This is a genomic window from Streptomyces olivaceus (assembly GCF_000721235.1).
GTDB classification, from domain to species: domain Bacteria; phylum Actinomycetota; class Actinomycetes; order Streptomycetales; family Streptomycetaceae; genus Streptomyces; species Streptomyces olivaceus.
The window spans coordinates 199,088-213,693 of record NZ_JOFH01000001.1; the positions used below are offsets into that span (position 1 = coordinate 199,088).

The window sequence follows — 14,606 nt, forward strand, 5'->3', positions numbered from 1 at the left end:
CACCCGCAGGGCCGGGCGGCGCGGCCGGGTCCGGCGCGTCCGTGCCGACCGTGTCCGGCCCGTGCGGCCGCTCCGTCCGATGGGGCGGGCCCGGTGCTGCCGCGTCGGCACGCGGCCCCGGCGTCCGGCGGTCGGTGGGCGGGGCGTGTCAGTGGGCGGGGCGTGTCGGTGGGCGGGGCGTGTCAGTGGGCGGGGCCCGGTGCCTTCGGGCGGAGGCGGCCCTTGATGACCTGGACGGCCGCTTCCGCGTCGTCCACGGTGACCGTGAAGGTGTGGCCGTCCCACAGCCGCAGGACCAGGCCCTCCCCGCGCCGCACGACCACGGCCGTGCCCATCTCCGGCCGCCAGCGGTAGCCCCAGCCGCCCCAGTGGCGCGGGGTGACGTGCGGGGCGAACTCGGCGCCCGCGACGTGCGAGAGGGGGATGCGGCGCCTCGGCAGACCGATGTGGCCGCAGCGCACCTCCAGGCAGTCCTCGTCGACTCTCAGCGCGACGTGCACGAACGCGAGGGTGCCGAAGAGGGCCAGCAGCCCCGCCGCGATGCAGCCGACGACCGCCATGGCCAGCGGGGCGACACCGGACTCCCAGGCCGACTCGACGGCCAGAGCGATGCCGAACGCCAGGCAGGCGGCGCCGATGAGTGCGAGGAACCACTGGACCCGGCTGGTGGCACGTCCGGTCCAGACGTTCGACTGGGGGGTGGTCTCGCCGTGGCGATGCCTCATGGATATGAGGTTACTCAGAATTCGCTGCGCCGGTACCTCGTCGCGCAGCGTGACTGGGCCGACCGGGCGGACCCGCCGGTCAGCGGGCCGGCGCGACCGCGCGCAGGAGCCGGCCCTCCTCGTAGGCCGACGCGGGCGCGGGCAGCACCCCCGCACGTCCGCTGAGCAGCACGGTGAGGGTGCCCTGCGCCGGGGCGCCGGGGTCGGGCCGGGCCCCGATGCGGCGCAGCGCCTGGGCGGCGACCGCACCGGCGGAGCCGTGCAGGACGAGGCGCGGGGCGCCGGGGCGCTGCACGGCCGCGCGGATGCGCTCGGCGACCAGCTCGTAGTGGGTGCAGCCCAGGACCACGGTCGTCACCCCGTCGGGGGTGAGCTCCGCCGCGGCGTCGACCGCGGCGTCGATCGCCGCCTCGTCCGCGTGCTCGACGGCGTCGGCGAGCCCCGGGCACGGGACCTCCGTGACGCCGGCGTCGCCGCCGAACTCCTCGATGAGCCCGCGCTGGTAGGCGCTGCCCGTGGTGGCGGGTGTCGCCCAGATGGCCACGGGCCCGCCCCCGGCCGCGGCGGGCTTGATCGCCGGTACGGTGCCGATGACGGGCAGCACCGGTTCGAACCGGGCGCGCAGCGCGGGCAGCGCGTGGACGGTGGCGGTGTTGCAGCCGACGATGAGCGCGTCCGGGCGGTGCGCGGCGGCGGCCTCGGCCACGGCGAGGGCCCGCCGGGTCAGGTCCTCGGGGGTGCGCGGGCCCCAGGGCATGCCGTCGGGGTCCAGGGAGAGGATGAGATCGGCGTCCGGCCGCAGGCGCCGTACCGCGGCGGTGGCCGCGAGCAGACCGATTCCGGAGTCCATGAGCGCGATCTTCACCCGGCAACCATAGTCGATGAGCCGCCGCGGACCGGGGTCGTGGGGCAGACTGCGCTCGTGAGCGCCGATGTGTGGACCTCCGTCGTGACCGTCGTATCCGCCCTCTCCCTCGCCGCCTGGCTGTGGCTGCTGTTCGCCCGGGGGTTCTTCTGGCGCACGGACGTCAGACTCCCCGCGCGGGAGGAGCCCGGTGCCTGGCCCCCGGTGTGCGTCGTCGTCCCCGCGCGCGACGAGGCGGCGGTCCTGCCCGCGAGCCTGCCCTCGCTGCTGGCGCAGGACTATCCGGGGCGGGCCGAGGTGTTCCTGATCGACGACGGCAGTACGGACGGCACGGGAGCGCTGGCCTGCGAGCTGGCCCGGCGGCACGCGGGGCTGCCGCTGACCGTGGCCTCGCCCGGGGAACCGCCCGCCGGCTGGACGGGCAAGCTGTGGGCGGTGCGGCACGGGATGGGTCTGGCACGCGCGCGTGGGCCCGAGTACCTGCTGCTGACGGACGCGGACATCGCGCACGCCCCGGACAGTCTGCGCTCGCTGGTGTCGGCGGCCGGGGCGGGCGGTTTCGACGTCGTGTCCCAGATGGCCCGGCTCCGGGTGGAGAGCGGGTGGGAGCGGCTGGTGGTGCCGGCCTTCGTGTACTTCTTCGCCCAGCTGTATCCGTTCCGGTGGATCGGCGGTGGGCGCGCCGCGAAGCGGGCGACGCGGACGGCGGCGGCCGCGGGCGGCTGCGTGCTCCTGCGCGCGGAGGCCGCCGAGCGGGCCCGGATCCCCGACGCGATCCGGGACGCGGTCATCGACGACGTGGCCCTGGCCCGGGCGGTCAGGGGCGTGGGCGGCCGGGTCTGGCTGGGGCTGGCGGACGGGGTGGACAGCGTGCGTCCGTATCCCCGGCTGCACGACCTGTGGGGGATGGTCGCGCGCAGCGCGTACGCCCAGCTGCGGCACAACCCTCTGGTGCTGGCCGGGACGGTCGTCGGTCTCGCGCTGGTGTACCTGGTGCCGCCGGTGTCGGTGGTGGTGGGCGCGGTGACGGCGAGTGCGGCGACCGGCGTGTCCGGGGCCGCCGCCTGGCTGGTGATGGCGGGCACGTACACGCCGATGCTGCGCTACTACCGGCAGCCGCTGTGGCTGGCTCCGCTGCTGCCGTTCACCGCGTTCCTGTACCTGCTGATGACGGTCGACTCGGCGGTGCGGCACTACCGGGGACGCGGCGCGGCCTGGAAGGGCCGCACCTACGCGCGTCCCGGCGTCGTCCCCGAGGAGGGCTGAGCACCGGGCGGGGCGCCGCCGGTCACTTCCGGCCGGGGGTCCAGTTCATGCCCCAGCCGTAGGCGTGGTCGACGGTGCGCTGCGGGCTCACCCCGCGTTCGGGCACCAGGTAGCGGGCCTCGCGCTGGACCACGAGGTCGCTCCCGGTGTTGGTGATCAGGGCGAGGGCGCACACCGTCGAGGGCACGGTGCACTCGTCCAGCGAGAAGTCGACCGGCGCGCCGTACTGCGGCTCGAGGGTGACGGTGGCGTGCAGGTCGGCGAAGGAGCGGGCGCCCTGGTAGATGGTCACGAAGACGAGGATGCGCCGGAAGTACCGCTGGTGGTCGAGGCTGATGGTGAGGTTCTCGCCGGCCGCCACGGCGCCGGTGCGGTCGTCGCCGTCGAGGTGGATGAACGGCGGCTGGTGCAGGGCGCCGAAGGCGTTGCCGAGCGCCTGGACGACGCCTTTGCTGCCGTCGCTCAGTTCGTACAGGCAGCACAGGTCGAGGTCGAGGTCGTCGTGCGTGGCGACCGAGCGGCCCAGCTTGCGGGCCCAGCCGGAGAACTGCTTGCGCGTCTGCCAGTTGAGGTTGACGCGCATGGCGCCGGAGGTGCCGCCCTGCTTGGTCAGCGAGACGGACGGCGCCGCCTTGGTGAGCGTGACCTTGGTCAGCCGGACCGGCGCGGCGGCCGGCTGTCCGACGGGCGGAGCGGGAGAGGCGGGCGGAGCGGAGTGGGCGGGCGGGGCCGCGGGTGCTGCGGCTGCCGGCGGGGGCGGCGGCGCGACCGGCGGCGCGGGCGGGGGTGCCGGTGCGGGTGGGGTCGCCGGCGGAGCTGCGGCCGGGGCCGCCTGCTGCGGCTCGTCCACGGAGATGCCGTAGTCCGTGGCCAGACCCTCGAGTCCGGTGTCGTACCCCTGGCCGACGGCGCGGAACTTCCAGGCACCCTGGCGGCGGTAGAACTCGCCGAGCACGAAGGCCGTCTCGACGGTCGCTCCCGGGTTGTCGAAGCGGGCCACCACGGTGTTCTGCGCCGCGTCGCGGACCTCGATGCAGAGATCGGGCACCTGCCCGAACCGCCCGCCGTCCGAGGACGCGGCGAGGATCACGGTCTCGATCGCGGGCTCCACGCGCGCGAGGTCGACGAGCAGGCTGTCGGTCACCCGCCCGCCCGCGTCCTGCTTCCCCTCGTGCCGGACCGCGCCGGAGGAGTGCGAGGGCTGGTTGTAGAAGACGAAGTCCCCGTCGGAACGGACTTTTCCGTTCACCAGGAGGAGGGCGGAGGCGTCCGCGTCGGGCACGCCGGGGCCGGACCGCCAGCCCAGTTCCACCCGCAGCGCCGTCGTGGGCACCGGGGTGTTCGATCCTTTCGACATTGACATGTCCGCCCCCATCACGTGTCACCTGGCCGGGCCGCGTCCCGGCGCGTCGTCGAGTTCCTGCCACCCAACCTATTCCCCCGGGCGCCCGTCTCTCGCGAGGAGCACCCCGGAACGCGCGGTCAACCGCCGGTAACCCGCCCGGAACTCGGCCTTTACCTCAAAAATGCACGATGTGACGCCCTATTTTCCCAAGTTCGCTCGCATTGAGGGCTCCAGGTCACCGAGGACACGGAAAACAACCTTCTTATCGGTCTCCCCAACCAGCACATCGTGGGCTTAACTTATGGCCATGACCTCCCCCCGCTCCACTTATGGCGGCGGCTACTACTCCGCCTCCTTCCCGGACACCCCGATCTACGACTCGCTCGTGGCCGAACGGGGCACACCGCAGATCGCCCCGATCCGGGTCCCCGCCGCGTACGACATGCCGAGCAGCAGCCACCTGCCCGCGCTGCCGTCCGCCCTGCCCGCGCTCCCGGCGGGCCCCTCGCAGCCCTCCTACGGCTATCCGCAGCAGGCCCCGCAGCCCGCCCCGCTGCAGCAGGCCCCCGCCGCGTACATCCCGCAGCAGGCGGGCGTGCCGCGCGGCTACCCCGGGCCCCAGCAGCCGCAGCAGGCCCGGCCGGCCCCGCCCGGCCCCGCGGGGTACGAGGCGATGCGCCCGGCGGCTCCCCGTCCGGCCCCCGCGCCGTACCAGGACCCGTACGGCCAGCAGCAGTACCGGGGTTACTGAGCCCTCCCCGGAGTCGTCGGTGCCGCCTGGCACCATGACCCCATGGGGAACGCTCGGCTTCAGTCGGTTCACATCCATCCGGTCAAGGCGTTCCGGAGTCTGCCACTCCGGGAGGTCGTGGTGGAGCCCTGGGGGCCGGCCGGAGACCGACGCTGGATGCTGGTCGACGACGGGGGAAAGGTCGTCACACAACGCGGCCGGCCACACCTCGCCCTGGCCACCGCCGAGTTGCTGCCCGGCGGCGGCGTCCGGCTGTCCGCGCCCGGGACGCGGCCGCTCACGGTGCCGGTGCCGCGCGGGGTGGGCACGGTTGCGGTCCGGCTCTTCCGGGACAAGGTCGAGGTGGTCCCCGCGGACGACGAGGCGGCCCACGCCTGGTGCAGCGCCCTGCTCGGGGCGGACGTACGGCTGGCGCACCTGGACGATCCCGCCACGCGCCGGCCCGTGGACCCGCGGTACGGGCGGCCGGGCGAAACCGTTTCCCTCGCCGACGGCTTCCCGCTGCTGCTCACGACTACGGCGTCGCTCGACGCCCTCAACTCCCTGATCGCGCGGGGTGGCCACGCGGACGAGGGTCCCGTGCCGATGAACAGGTTCCGGCCGAACCTGGTCGTCTCCGGCACCGAGCCGTGGGCGGAGGACGGCTGGTCGCGCGTCGCCGTCGGGGAGGTCTCCTTCCGCGTCGCCAAACCGTGCGGGCGCTGCGTCGTGACGACCACCGACCGCGACACCGCCCGGCGCGGCGCGGAGCCGCTGCACAGCCTCGGGCGTCACCGGCGCGTCGACGGCGGGCTGGTCTTCGGACAGAACCTGGTCCCGCTCGGCCGCGGCACCGTCCGGGTGGGCGACCCGGTGCGGATCCTCGACCGGCCCGACTGACTGAACGACCCGCCTGACCCGCCTGACTCGACCGACCCGCCTGACTCGACTGACTGGAACAACGCAGACGACGTGCCCCCAACGGCTCGAAAGGGCCGGCACCACCGGCCCTGCGATCATTTCCGGACACCGGTCGGCGGCCGGGAATTCGGTGGGTGGTCCGCTCGTTGGGCGGTTCGTGGGGGATGCGTGAGGAACCGACCGGGGGTGGCGGGAAGCGGGAGGGGGTGCGGACGTGCGGGCGATCGCGGGGCTCTGGCGCTGGCGGCGCAACCCGCTGTGCCGTGCGACCGATCTGGCCGAGGCGTGGGCGGCGCTGGCCGGTCTGCTGCTGATCCTCTCCGTGGCGCCGCTGGCCGGTGTCCTCGTGGGCGGTGTCGCGCAGGACGCGCTGCAGCAGTCGGTGCGCGCTCAGCACGAGTCCCGGCACCGGGTGACGGCCTCCGTCGTCCGTCTCCTGGACCGTTCGCCGGTCGTGGCCGACCCGGAGGGCGCCGCGGGCGGTGACCCGCGCAGCCGGGTCCTCGCCGACTGGACCGCGCCGGACGGCACGCGGCACGAAGGGCCGTTGCTGGTGGGGCTCGACGACCCGGGCGCCGGGGACCGGTTCGCGATCTGGACGGACGAGCAGGGCCGTGCGGTGGCCCGTCCGCTCGACCCCGAGACCGCGACCGCGCACGCGGTTCTGGCCGGTTTCGGCACCGCGGCCACAACGGCGCTCCTGGTCGAGGCAGGCCGGCGGATCGCGCTGTGGCGCATGGTCCGCCGCCGGTACGCCCGTTGGGAACGGGAGTGGGAGCGGGCGGGCCCGGACTGGGGCAGGACCGGCGCGGGCAGCTGACCGGCTTCCGCCTCCGGTCAACCCACCACCTGTGCGCACGCTACGGTGGACCGGCCGAACACCGATCGGCGACGACCCGCGTACGACGAGGTGGGGGCAGAGCAACACCATGGCACAGGGCACGGTCCAGGTGACGCACACCGGCACCTCGCGGTGGCGGCGCCGCACGGGTGAGTACGCATCGCTCGCCGCAGCCCTGGAGGCCGCGGCGGACGGGGACGTCCTCACCGTCGCCGCCGGGACCTACCGGGAGAACCTCGTCGTCCGCCGGGCGGTGACCCTGCGCGGCCCCGAGGGGGCCCAGGGCTCGGTACGGATCGCGCCCGCCGACGGGGTCCCGCTGACCGTGCGCGCCTCGGCCGTGGTCCAGGACCTGCACGTGGAGGCGCAGGACGCGGCGGCGCCCGCGGTGCTCGTCGAGGACGGCACGCCGGAACTGCTGGGTCTGAGAGTGGTGGCGCGTTCCGCGTCCGGGATAGAGGTGCGCGGCGGCGCGCGGCCGACCGTGCGGCGCTGCGTCGTCGACAATCCGGCCGGTGTCGGCATCGCGGTCCTGGACGGCGGGGGCGGCGTGTTCGAGGAGTGCGAGGTCGTCTCGGCCGGCCAGGCGGGCGTCGCGGTGCGCTCCGGCGCGCACCCCCGTCTCGAACGCTGCCGCGTCCACCACGCCGCGGGGTCCGGACTGACGGCGACGGGCGAGGGCTCCGCGCTGGAGGCCGTCGGCTGCGAGGTCTACGAAGTGCGGGGCAGCGGGGTGCACGTGACCGGCCGGGCCACCGCGCACCTGACCGACTGCGACGTGCACCGCACCACCGGCGACGGGGTCACCCTGGACACGGACGCGGTGCTCACCCTCGCGGACTGCCGCATCCACGACATCCCGGAGAACGCGGTCGACCTGCGTTCCCGTTCGGTCCTCACCCTGACCCGCACCAGCGTGCGCCAGTTCGGGCGCAACGGCCTGTCGGTGTGGGACCCGGGCACCCGGGTGGACGCCAACCAGTGCGAGATCTTCGACAGCACCGGCGACTACCCGGCCGTCTGGGTCAGCGACGGCGCCACCGCCGTGCTCGACTCCTGCCGGGTGCACGACGTGCCGGACGCCCTGTTCGTCCTGGACCGCGGATCGCGCGCGGACGTCGTCGACAGCGACCTCTCCCAGGTCCGCAACACCGCCGTGTCGGTGAGCGACGGCGCCACCGCGCAGCTCGACGACTGCCGCATCCGGGACGCCGCCACCGGCGCGTGGTTCCGCGACCACGGCAGCGGCGGCACCCTGAACAACTGCACCCTGGACGGGAACCGCACCGGCGTGATCGTCACCAAGGGCGCCGACCCCACCATCGAGCGCTGCACGGTCGACTCGCCCTCCGAAGCGGGTGTCTACGTGTCGGCGGGCGGCCGCGGCAGCTTCCTGAACTGCCGGGTGACCGGCAGCGCCGGCTACGGCTTCCACGTGATCGACGGCTGCCGCACGACGCTCAGGAAGTGCCGCACGGAGCGGTGCGCGCGCGGCGGTTACGAGTTCGCGGACGGCGGCCCGGACACGACGCACGACTCCGGTCCGCTCGTCGAGGACTGCACCGGCGACGAGAGCACCGGCCTGACGGCGCCGTCCGCGCCGGAGCCGGTGGTGCAGACGCTGGCGCACTCCCCCGGCCTGCTCGGCTCCATCCCCGGGCAGCGCACCACCGAGCAGGAACCCCTCGTCGCGGCCGCCGCACCGCCGCAGCCGGCGCGCGACTCGAAGGCCGTGCTCGGCGAACTGGACGCGCTGGTCGGCCTGGACAGCGTCAAGCGCGAGGTGCGGGCCCTGACGGACATGATCGAGGTGGGCCGGCGCCGGCAGCAGGCGGGCCTGAAGGCCGCTTCGGTCAAGCGGCACCTGGTCTTCACCGGCTCCCCCGGCACCGGCAAGACGACGGTCGCCCGGCTGTACGGCGAGATACTCGCCTCCCTCGGGGTGCTGGACAAGGGGCACCTCGTCGAGGTCTCCCGGGTGGACCTGGTGGGCGAGCACATCGGCTCCACGGCCATCCGCACCCAGGAGGCGTTCCAACGGGCGCACGGCGGCGTGCTGTTCATCGACGAGGCGTACGCTCTCTCCCCCGAGGACGCGGGCCGCGACTTCGGCAAGGAGGCCATCGACACGCTGGTCAAGCTGATGGAGGACCAGCGGGACGCGGTCGTCGTGATCGTCGCGGGCTACACCGCCGAGATGGAGCGCTTCCTGTCCGTCAACCCGGGGGTGGCGTCCCGGTTCTCCCGGACCATCACCTTCGGCGACTACGGCCCGGAGGAGCTGCTGCGGATCGTGGAGCAGCAGGCCGACGAACACGAGTACCGGCTGGCGCCGGGCACGGCCGGGGCGCTGGCCGAGTACTTCACCGCGCTCCCCAAGGGCCCGGCCTTCGGCAACGGCCGCACGGCCCGCCAGACCTTCGAGGCGATGGTCGAGCGCCACGCGAGCCGGGTCGCCCAGCTGGCCGACTCCAGCACGGACGACCTGACCCTGCTGTACCCGGACGACCTGCCCGAACTGCCGTGACCGCCCCGGCGCTCCCGGGCCGTCAGCAGTCCCCGACCGTGTCGTCCGCCGCCGGGACGGGTGGCGTCGCGCCGTCGGTGTGGCGGGGCGCCGGGACCTCGGGGCGCAGCCGGGCCAGCAGGCGCGCGCGTTCCTCGGCGAAGACCGGGTCGGCCTGGTAGTCGGAGTGGCCGAGGATGGGCGCCGGCAGCGGGTGGAGTTCGGTGCGGCCGTACGTCAGCGGGTCCTTGAGGGGTGTGCGGTCCACGGCGGGGCCCGCGTCGCCCGGCAGCCGCATCGGGCCGCCGATGGGGTCGGTGCGCCGGTGGAGGTTGCGCCAGCAGTCGACCTCCTCGTGCAGCGAGGCGAGCGCCTCGGGCCCGAAGTGGGCCGGGAACCAGCGGCCGTACAGCCGCTCCAGCGGGGAGCCGTAGGTGAGCAGGGCGACTCTCTTGCGGGCCGCCGGCTCCAGCTGCCAGGACGCCGCGGCGGCGAGGACGCTGCCCTGCGAGTGCCCGGAGATGACCAGCCGCCCACCGGTGGCGCGGGTCCACGTCGCCATCCGCCAGGTGAGGTCCGGCACCGCGCGCTCGGCGTAGCAGGGCGGCGCGAAGGGGTGGGCGGCCCGCGGCCAGAAGGTGCCGACGTCCCACAGGATGCCGATGCTGCGCCGCGCGGAGGGGTCCTTGTAGGCGCGCCTGCCCCACGTGACGAACAGTATGAAGCCGAGGCCGATCAGCCAGGAGCCCAGCGCCTGGGCGGTCTGCGCGGCGCCGTGGACGACGGCGTACGTCCCGCGCGCGGCCTCGGCAGGGACCTGACCGGTCGTCAGGGCGCCCACGAGGGCGCCGGCGCCGAGAAGCAGGGTGGCGGCGGAGACGATGGCGACGAGGACGGGCACGCGGTCGGTGAGGGTGGCCATGGCGCGGGTGAACGCGATGCGGCGGGTGCGTCCGGTGTCGCCGGTCTCCCCGGGGTGGTCGCGCTCCACGGTGTCCCGTTCGGCGCGGGCCAGGCGCAGGGTGTGCCGGGTGAGCGCGGCGCACAGCAGCAGGACGACGACGAGCAGCGGCGGGATGACGGATGCCTGCCAGGTGAGCAGGACGGGCGGACCGTCGATGAGGGCGCCGGTGCCGTCCATCCAGTCCCCCACGCGCTGGGCGACGCCGCCGGACATCACCCCGCCGAGGGCGCAGGCCAGCAGGGCGACGGCCGGGCCGCCGAGGCCGCGGATCGCGGCGCGGGAGTCGGGACGGCTGCGGTGGAGCAGGTGGGCGACCACGGCGAGCACGACGACCAGCAGGCCCTGCGCCAGGGCGAGGGCGCCGAAGGTCGTGTCCCCGGTCAGCCGCCCGGCCGAGGTCCAGCCCGGACGGGTCCAGCCGCCGTACAGCAGGGCGAGGACGAACAGCAGGAGGGCGGCCAGCGGCAGCCGTCGTACGAGGCGCTCGTCGAGTTCCCGGTCGAGGCGGTTCTCGCTGCGCCCCCGGCGGCAGGTCACAGCCACCACGGCGACGGCCCCAGCGACGAGCGCGCCCTGCAGGACCCAGCCGAGCGTGTCGAGCGGCGCGGGTCCGCCCGGCCGCCGGTCGAAGCGGGCGGCGGGGACGCCGACGGCCGCGGCGACGGTCAGCAGGCCCGCTGCGGTGTGCGCCGCGCGCAGCCGGGCCACCAGTCGGCGCCCGTACCAGAATCCGGGCCGGCCGAGGGCCGCGGTGCGGCCGGAGTCCACCTCGGTGTCGCGCTCGCGGCCCATCGGCTGCTGGGACTCGTACGCCCGCCAGGTGCGCAGCGACAGGTACCACAGCAGGCCGGTGAGCGCGGCCGGCACCGCGGCCGCGAGGGCGAGTCTGCGGCCGGGCGGGCTCCACCAGCCGCCGTCCGGACCGGCCGGCGACAGGAAGCCCAGCCAGGAGTGCCGCTCGGCGCACGCACGCGTGCCCGCGCACTGCCAGGCGACGAGGTCGAGCGCGACCTCGCAGGCCGCGGCGACCAGCAGCACCGTCAGGCTGAGGCCCGCGAGCCGCAGCAGCAGCCCGTAGAGCCGGACCGTGCGGATCCGGCCGTCGACCGAGGGCCGCATCCAGTGGGCGAGGTTGACCACCATGAAGGGCAGGAGCAGCAGCCACAGGGCGCGCGTGCCGTTGCCGGACGTGAGGTTGCACCAGACGTAGGCCTCGGGCACCGGCCGGCCCCGGTAGTCCTCGGGGCGCGACTCGGCGTCGGCGTCCTCGGTGCGCCGGTAGACGGCCGCGACGTGGTCGCCGGTGATCCGTACGGTGCGCGGGTCGTCCAGCATCTCCGCGGGCGTGGTGCCGCCGACTCCGTGCACCAGGAGTTCCAGTGCGGTACCGGTCCGCCCGTCCGTTCCCTCTCGTGGTCCCGGGGTCTTCCGTCCGCCCGCTCCGGTCCGCTCCCGGTCTTGCTTCTGCTCCTGCTCCACGTGTCCGCACTCCCCCGTGACGCCCCGTCGGCTCTGTCCGTGCGGGCACAAGGATCTCCGTTCGGCGCCGGTCGTGCACCCCTCGGCACGGAATCTCCCCGAACCGGGTGACCGGTGAGGGCGGGCGGGAGGCCGCCGGAGGGGCGCGGGGAGCGGTGGCGCGGGCGACGGCGGGGCGTGGGAGGATGGACGTCCGCGCACGGGTGCGGGGAGAAGTCCTCATCGGAGCGAGTGCGGCGGCGTGTCGGACGGTGTGCGGCGAAAGGACCGGAGCGTACGTGAGTGAGAATCCGAACCTCCTCGCGGAGCAGCGACGCGCCCTGATCCTCGACGAGGTGCGCCGCCGGGGCGGGGTCCGGGTCAACGAGCTGACCCGCAAGCTCGGTGTGTCGGACATGACGGTCCGCCGCGACCTCGACGCGCTGTCCCGGCAGGGCGTGCTGGAGAAGGTGCACGGCGGAGCGGTTCCGGTGGCCGAGGCCAGCACGCACGAGCCGGGGTTCGAGGCCAAGTCGGGTCTGGAGCCGACCGCCAAGGAGGACATCGCCCGGGCCGCCGCGGAGCTGGTCGCGCCGGGCGCCGCGATCGCGCTGTCGGGCGGTACGACGACGTACGCGCTGGCGCACCGGCTGGTGGACGTGGCGGACCTGACCGTGGTCACCAACTCGGTGCGGGTGGCCGACGTGTTCCATGTGGCCCAGCGCACCTCCGGGGCGCGGCAGGGCACGGCGACGGTGGTGCTCACCGGAGGCGTGCGCACGCCTTCCGACTCCCTGGTGGGCCCGGTCGCCGACCAGTCGATCGCGACGCTCCACTTCGACATGCTGTTCCTCGGTGTGCACGGGATATCGGCCGAGGCCGGCCTGTCCACGCCGAACCTCGCGGAGGCGGAGACGAACCGGCGTCTCGTGCAGTCGGCGCGGCGTGTCGTGGTGGTCGCGGACCACACCAAGTGGGGCGTCGTGGGGCTGAGTTCGTTCGCCGGGCTGGAGCAGGTGGACACGCTGGTGACCGACGCGGGCCTGCCGGCCGGGGCCCGTGCGGAGGTCGCCGAACACCTCGGGCTGGTCGTGGCGGGCGAGCCGGAGGCGGCCTCCGACTGACCCGGTGGGCCGGTGTGCGCCGCGACCGCCACGGCACCGGGTCGTCTTCGCCCCGTGCCCCGCTGACACCCGACGCGCCCCGGGCTATCGTGGCGCCACCCGGCCGATCGTCCGCGCGCCGTCCGTGCGCGCGGCTGCCCGCGAGGGGGTTGTCCATGGCTCGCCGTCTGCGTCCGGTCGGTCTCGACTTCGTCGAGACGGCTCCGGTGCGCCTCGTCTTCGCGCGGGAGCTGGCCGCGCCGCCGGACGCGGTCTTCCGCGCGCTCGCCGAAGATGTGCCGGGGTGGACCGCGTGGTTCTCGGCGGTGACGTCCGCCCGCCCCATCGGTGACGGCGCCGGCCGCGAGATCCGGCTCCGGGGCGGTACGCGCTTCGTGGAGACGGTGCTGGCGGCCGAGCGTCCCGAGGTGTACGCCTATCGCGTCGACGTCACCAACGCGCCGGGTGCGCGGGCCCTGCTGGAGGAGTGGCGGCTGACGCCGACCGCGACCGGCACGCGGCTGCGGTGGACCTTCGCGGCCGACGGCACGGCGCCGTTCCGCTTCGTGCTCGACCGGGCGCGTCCGGGTTTCGGCCGGACCTTCCGCACCTCGGTCACGTCGCTGGACCGGCGCCTGGCGCACGCGTAGGACCGCGGCCCGGGGCCGGTCAGCCGGGCCAGGCGCCCGTGTGCAGCAGGGAGTCGATGGCCGCCGTGTACGGCTCGATGTCGAGGCCCTGTTCGGCGAGCCAGGCGTCCGAGTAGTACTTGTCGAGGTACCGGTCCCCCGGGTCGCACAGCATCGTCACGACGCTGCCCCGCTCCCCCGCGGCCACCATCTCGGCGACGATCTTCAGCGCGCTCCACAGCCCGGTACCGGTGGAGCCGCCCGCCTTGCGGCCGATGACCCGCTCCAGCGAGCGGACGGCCGCGACGCTCGCCGCGTCGGGCACCTTCATCATGCGGTCGATCGCGCCGGGCACGAAGCTCGGCTCCATCCGGGGCCGGCCGATGCCCTCGATCCGGGAACCGCGCTCGCAGGCCACGCCGGGGTCGCCGGTCGTCCAGCCCTCGAAGAAGCAGGAGTTCTCCGGGTCGGCCACGCAGACCCGGGTGTCGTACTGCATGTAGTGCACGTAGCGCGCGAGGGTCGCCGAGGTGCCGCCGGTACCGGCGGTGGCGACGATCCAGGACGGCTCGGGGTACCGCTCCAGCCGCAGCTGGCGGAAGATCGACTCGGCGATGTTGTTGTTGCCGCGCCAGTCGGTGGCGCGTTCGGCGTAGGTGAACTGGTCCATGTAGTGGCCGCCGGTCTCCGCCGCGAGGCGGGCCGACTCCTCGTACATCCGCCGGGAGTCGTCCACGAAGTGGCACCGTCCGCCGTGGAACTCGATGAGCCGGATCTTCTCGGTGCTGGTGGTGCGGGGCATGACGGCGATGAACGGTACGCCGACGAGCTTGGCGAAGTACGCCTCGGAGACGGCCGTCGAGCCGCTGGACGCCTCGATCACCGGGCGGTCCGGCCGGATCCAGCCGTTGCACAGACCGTAGAGGAAGAGGGAGCGGGCGAGCCGGTGCTTGAGGCTGCCCGTCGGGTGGGTCGACTCGTCCTTGAGGTACAGGTCGATGCCCCAGTGTTCCGGGAGCGGGAACAGGAGCAGGTGGGTGTCGGCCGAGCGGTTGGCGTCGGCCTGGACCTTGCGGACGGCCTCTTTCAGCCAGGCGCGGTACGCGGTGTCACTGTGGTCGACGTCGAGGGTGGCGCCGGTGCGGGACTGCCGGATGGTGCTCACGACGGGGCTCCTTACGCTGCGCGCCGACGGCGTGTCGTGCGGCCGACGCCTCGATCATAGACACCTTCCACACGCTTCTCACCTGCAT

At 74.6% G+C, this 14,606-nt stretch carries 12 protein-coding genes; 7 read left to right on the forward strand and 5 right to left on the reverse strand.

From position 1 onward, the window contains the following. Positions 1–182: 182 nt before the first annotated feature. Both IG94_RS0100915 and IG94_RS0100920 read right to left on the reverse strand, forming a co-directional pair. Positions 183–725, reverse strand: coding sequence for a hypothetical protein (locus IG94_RS0100915; RefSeq protein WP_031029394.1), 543 nt, complete (start codon positions 723–725; stop codon positions 183–185). Between the two features lie 79 nt (positions 726–804). Continuing rightward, on the reverse strand, positions 805–1,590 hold the full coding sequence (locus IG94_RS0100920; protein ID WP_031029396.1) for a glutamate racemase: 786 nt from the start codon (positions 1,588–1,590) through the stop codon (positions 805–807). 39 nt (positions 1,591–1,629) lie between these two features. On the opposite strand from IG94_RS0100920, the gene IG94_RS0100925 reads away from it, so the two are divergent. Continuing rightward, positions 1,630–2,856 carry a glycosyltransferase gene (locus IG94_RS0100925; protein ID WP_043482725.1) on the forward strand — a complete coding sequence of 409 codons (1,227 nt, stop codon included), beginning with the start codon at positions 1,630–1,632 and terminating at the stop codon, positions 2,854–2,856. A 22-nt stretch (positions 2,857–2,878) separates the two neighbouring features. On the opposite strand, the gene IG94_RS0100930 is transcribed toward IG94_RS0100925, so the two are convergent. Then, the gene (locus IG94_RS0100930) at positions 2,879–4,213 is read right to left on the reverse strand and encodes a TerD family protein (RefSeq protein ID WP_031029401.1); all 1,335 of its coding nucleotides are present in this window, start codon (positions 4,211–4,213) and stop codon (positions 2,879–2,881) included. 295 nt (positions 4,214–4,508) lie between these two features. Between IG94_RS0100930 and IG94_RS0100935 the strand changes: the two genes are divergently transcribed. The 4 genes from IG94_RS0100935 to IG94_RS0100950 all read left to right on the forward strand — a co-directional run bounded on the left by IG94_RS0100935 (position 4,509) and on the right by IG94_RS0100950 (position 9,220). After that, the gene (locus IG94_RS0100935) at positions 4,509–4,952 is read left to right on the forward strand and encodes a DUF6643 family protein (RefSeq protein ID WP_031029402.1); all 444 of its coding nucleotides are present in this window, start codon (positions 4,509–4,511) and stop codon (positions 4,950–4,952) included. Between the two features lie 42 nt (positions 4,953–4,994). Continuing rightward, the gene (locus IG94_RS0100940; RefSeq protein ID WP_031029405.1) at positions 4,995–5,831 is read left to right on the forward strand and encodes an MOSC domain-containing protein; all 837 of its coding nucleotides are present in this window, start codon (positions 4,995–4,997) and stop codon (positions 5,829–5,831) included. 235 nt (positions 5,832–6,066) lie between these two features. Next, on the forward strand, positions 6,067–6,672 hold the full coding sequence (locus tag IG94_RS0100945) for an Rv1733c family protein (protein ID WP_031029407.1): 606 nt from the start codon (positions 6,067–6,069) through the stop codon (positions 6,670–6,672). Positions 6,673–6,781: 109 nt separating this feature from the next. Then, the gene (locus IG94_RS0100950; protein ID WP_031029410.1) at positions 6,782–9,220 is read left to right on the forward strand and encodes a right-handed parallel beta-helix repeat-containing protein; all 2,439 of its coding nucleotides are present in this window, start codon (positions 6,782–6,784) and stop codon (positions 9,218–9,220) included. A gap of 22 nt (positions 9,221–9,242) precedes the next feature. Here IG94_RS0100950 and IG94_RS0100955 read toward each other — a convergent pair whose 3' ends face one another. Beyond that, positions 9,243–11,498, reverse strand: a complete 2,256-nt coding sequence (locus IG94_RS0100955) for a hypothetical protein (protein ID WP_224326240.1) — start codon at positions 11,496–11,498, stop codon at positions 9,243–9,245. 422 nt (positions 11,499–11,920) lie between these two features. On the opposite strand from IG94_RS0100955, the gene IG94_RS0100960 reads away from it, so the two are divergent. Further along, positions 11,921–12,745 (forward strand): DeoR/GlpR family DNA-binding transcription regulator, encoded by an 825-nt coding sequence (locus IG94_RS0100960; protein WP_031029417.1) that lies wholly within the window; start codon positions 11,921–11,923, stop codon positions 12,743–12,745. Positions 12,746–12,900: 155 nt separating this feature from the next. Then, positions 12,901–13,374, forward strand: coding sequence for an SRPBCC family protein (locus IG94_RS0100965; RefSeq protein ID WP_031029420.1), 474 nt, complete (start codon positions 12,901–12,903; stop codon positions 13,372–13,374). A 19-nt stretch (positions 13,375–13,393) separates the two neighbouring features. Here the strand turns inward: IG94_RS0100965 and cds1 are convergent, their stop codons facing one another. Then, the gene (cds1, locus tag IG94_RS0100970; protein WP_031029423.1) at positions 13,394–14,518 is read right to left on the reverse strand and encodes an L-cysteine desulfhydrase Cds1; all 1,125 of its coding nucleotides are present in this window, start codon (positions 14,516–14,518) and stop codon (positions 13,394–13,396) included. Positions 14,519–14,606: the final 88 nt, after the last annotated feature.

What these genes read in the sequence shown, in the direction of transcription:
- IG94_RS0100915 (WP_031029394.1), bottom strand. Translation starts at nt 725, where the DNA reads ATGAGGCATCGCCACGGCGAGACCACCCCCCAGTCGAACGTCTGGACC.
- IG94_RS0100940 (WP_031029405.1), top strand. Translation starts at nt 4,995, where the DNA reads ATGGGGAACGCTCGGCTTCAGTCGGTTCACATCCATCCGGTCAAGGCG.
- IG94_RS0100965 (WP_031029420.1), top strand. Translation starts at nt 12,901, where the DNA reads ATGGCTCGCCGTCTGCGTCCGGTCGGTCTCGACTTCGTCGAGACGGCT.
- IG94_RS0100935 (WP_031029402.1), top strand. Translation starts at nt 4,509, where the DNA reads ATGACCTCCCCCCGCTCCACTTATGGCGGCGGCTACTACTCCGCCTCC.
- IG94_RS0100950 (WP_031029410.1), top strand. Translation starts at nt 6,782, where the DNA reads ATGGCACAGGGCACGGTCCAGGTGACGCACACCGGCACCTCGCGGTGG.
- IG94_RS0100955 (WP_224326240.1), bottom strand. Translation starts at nt 11,498, where the DNA reads ATGCTGGACGACCCGCGCACCGTACGGATCACCGGCGACCACGTCGCG.
- IG94_RS0100930 (WP_031029401.1), bottom strand. Translation starts at nt 4,213, where the DNA reads ATGTCGAAAGGATCGAACACCCCGGTGCCCACGACGGCGCTGCGGGTG.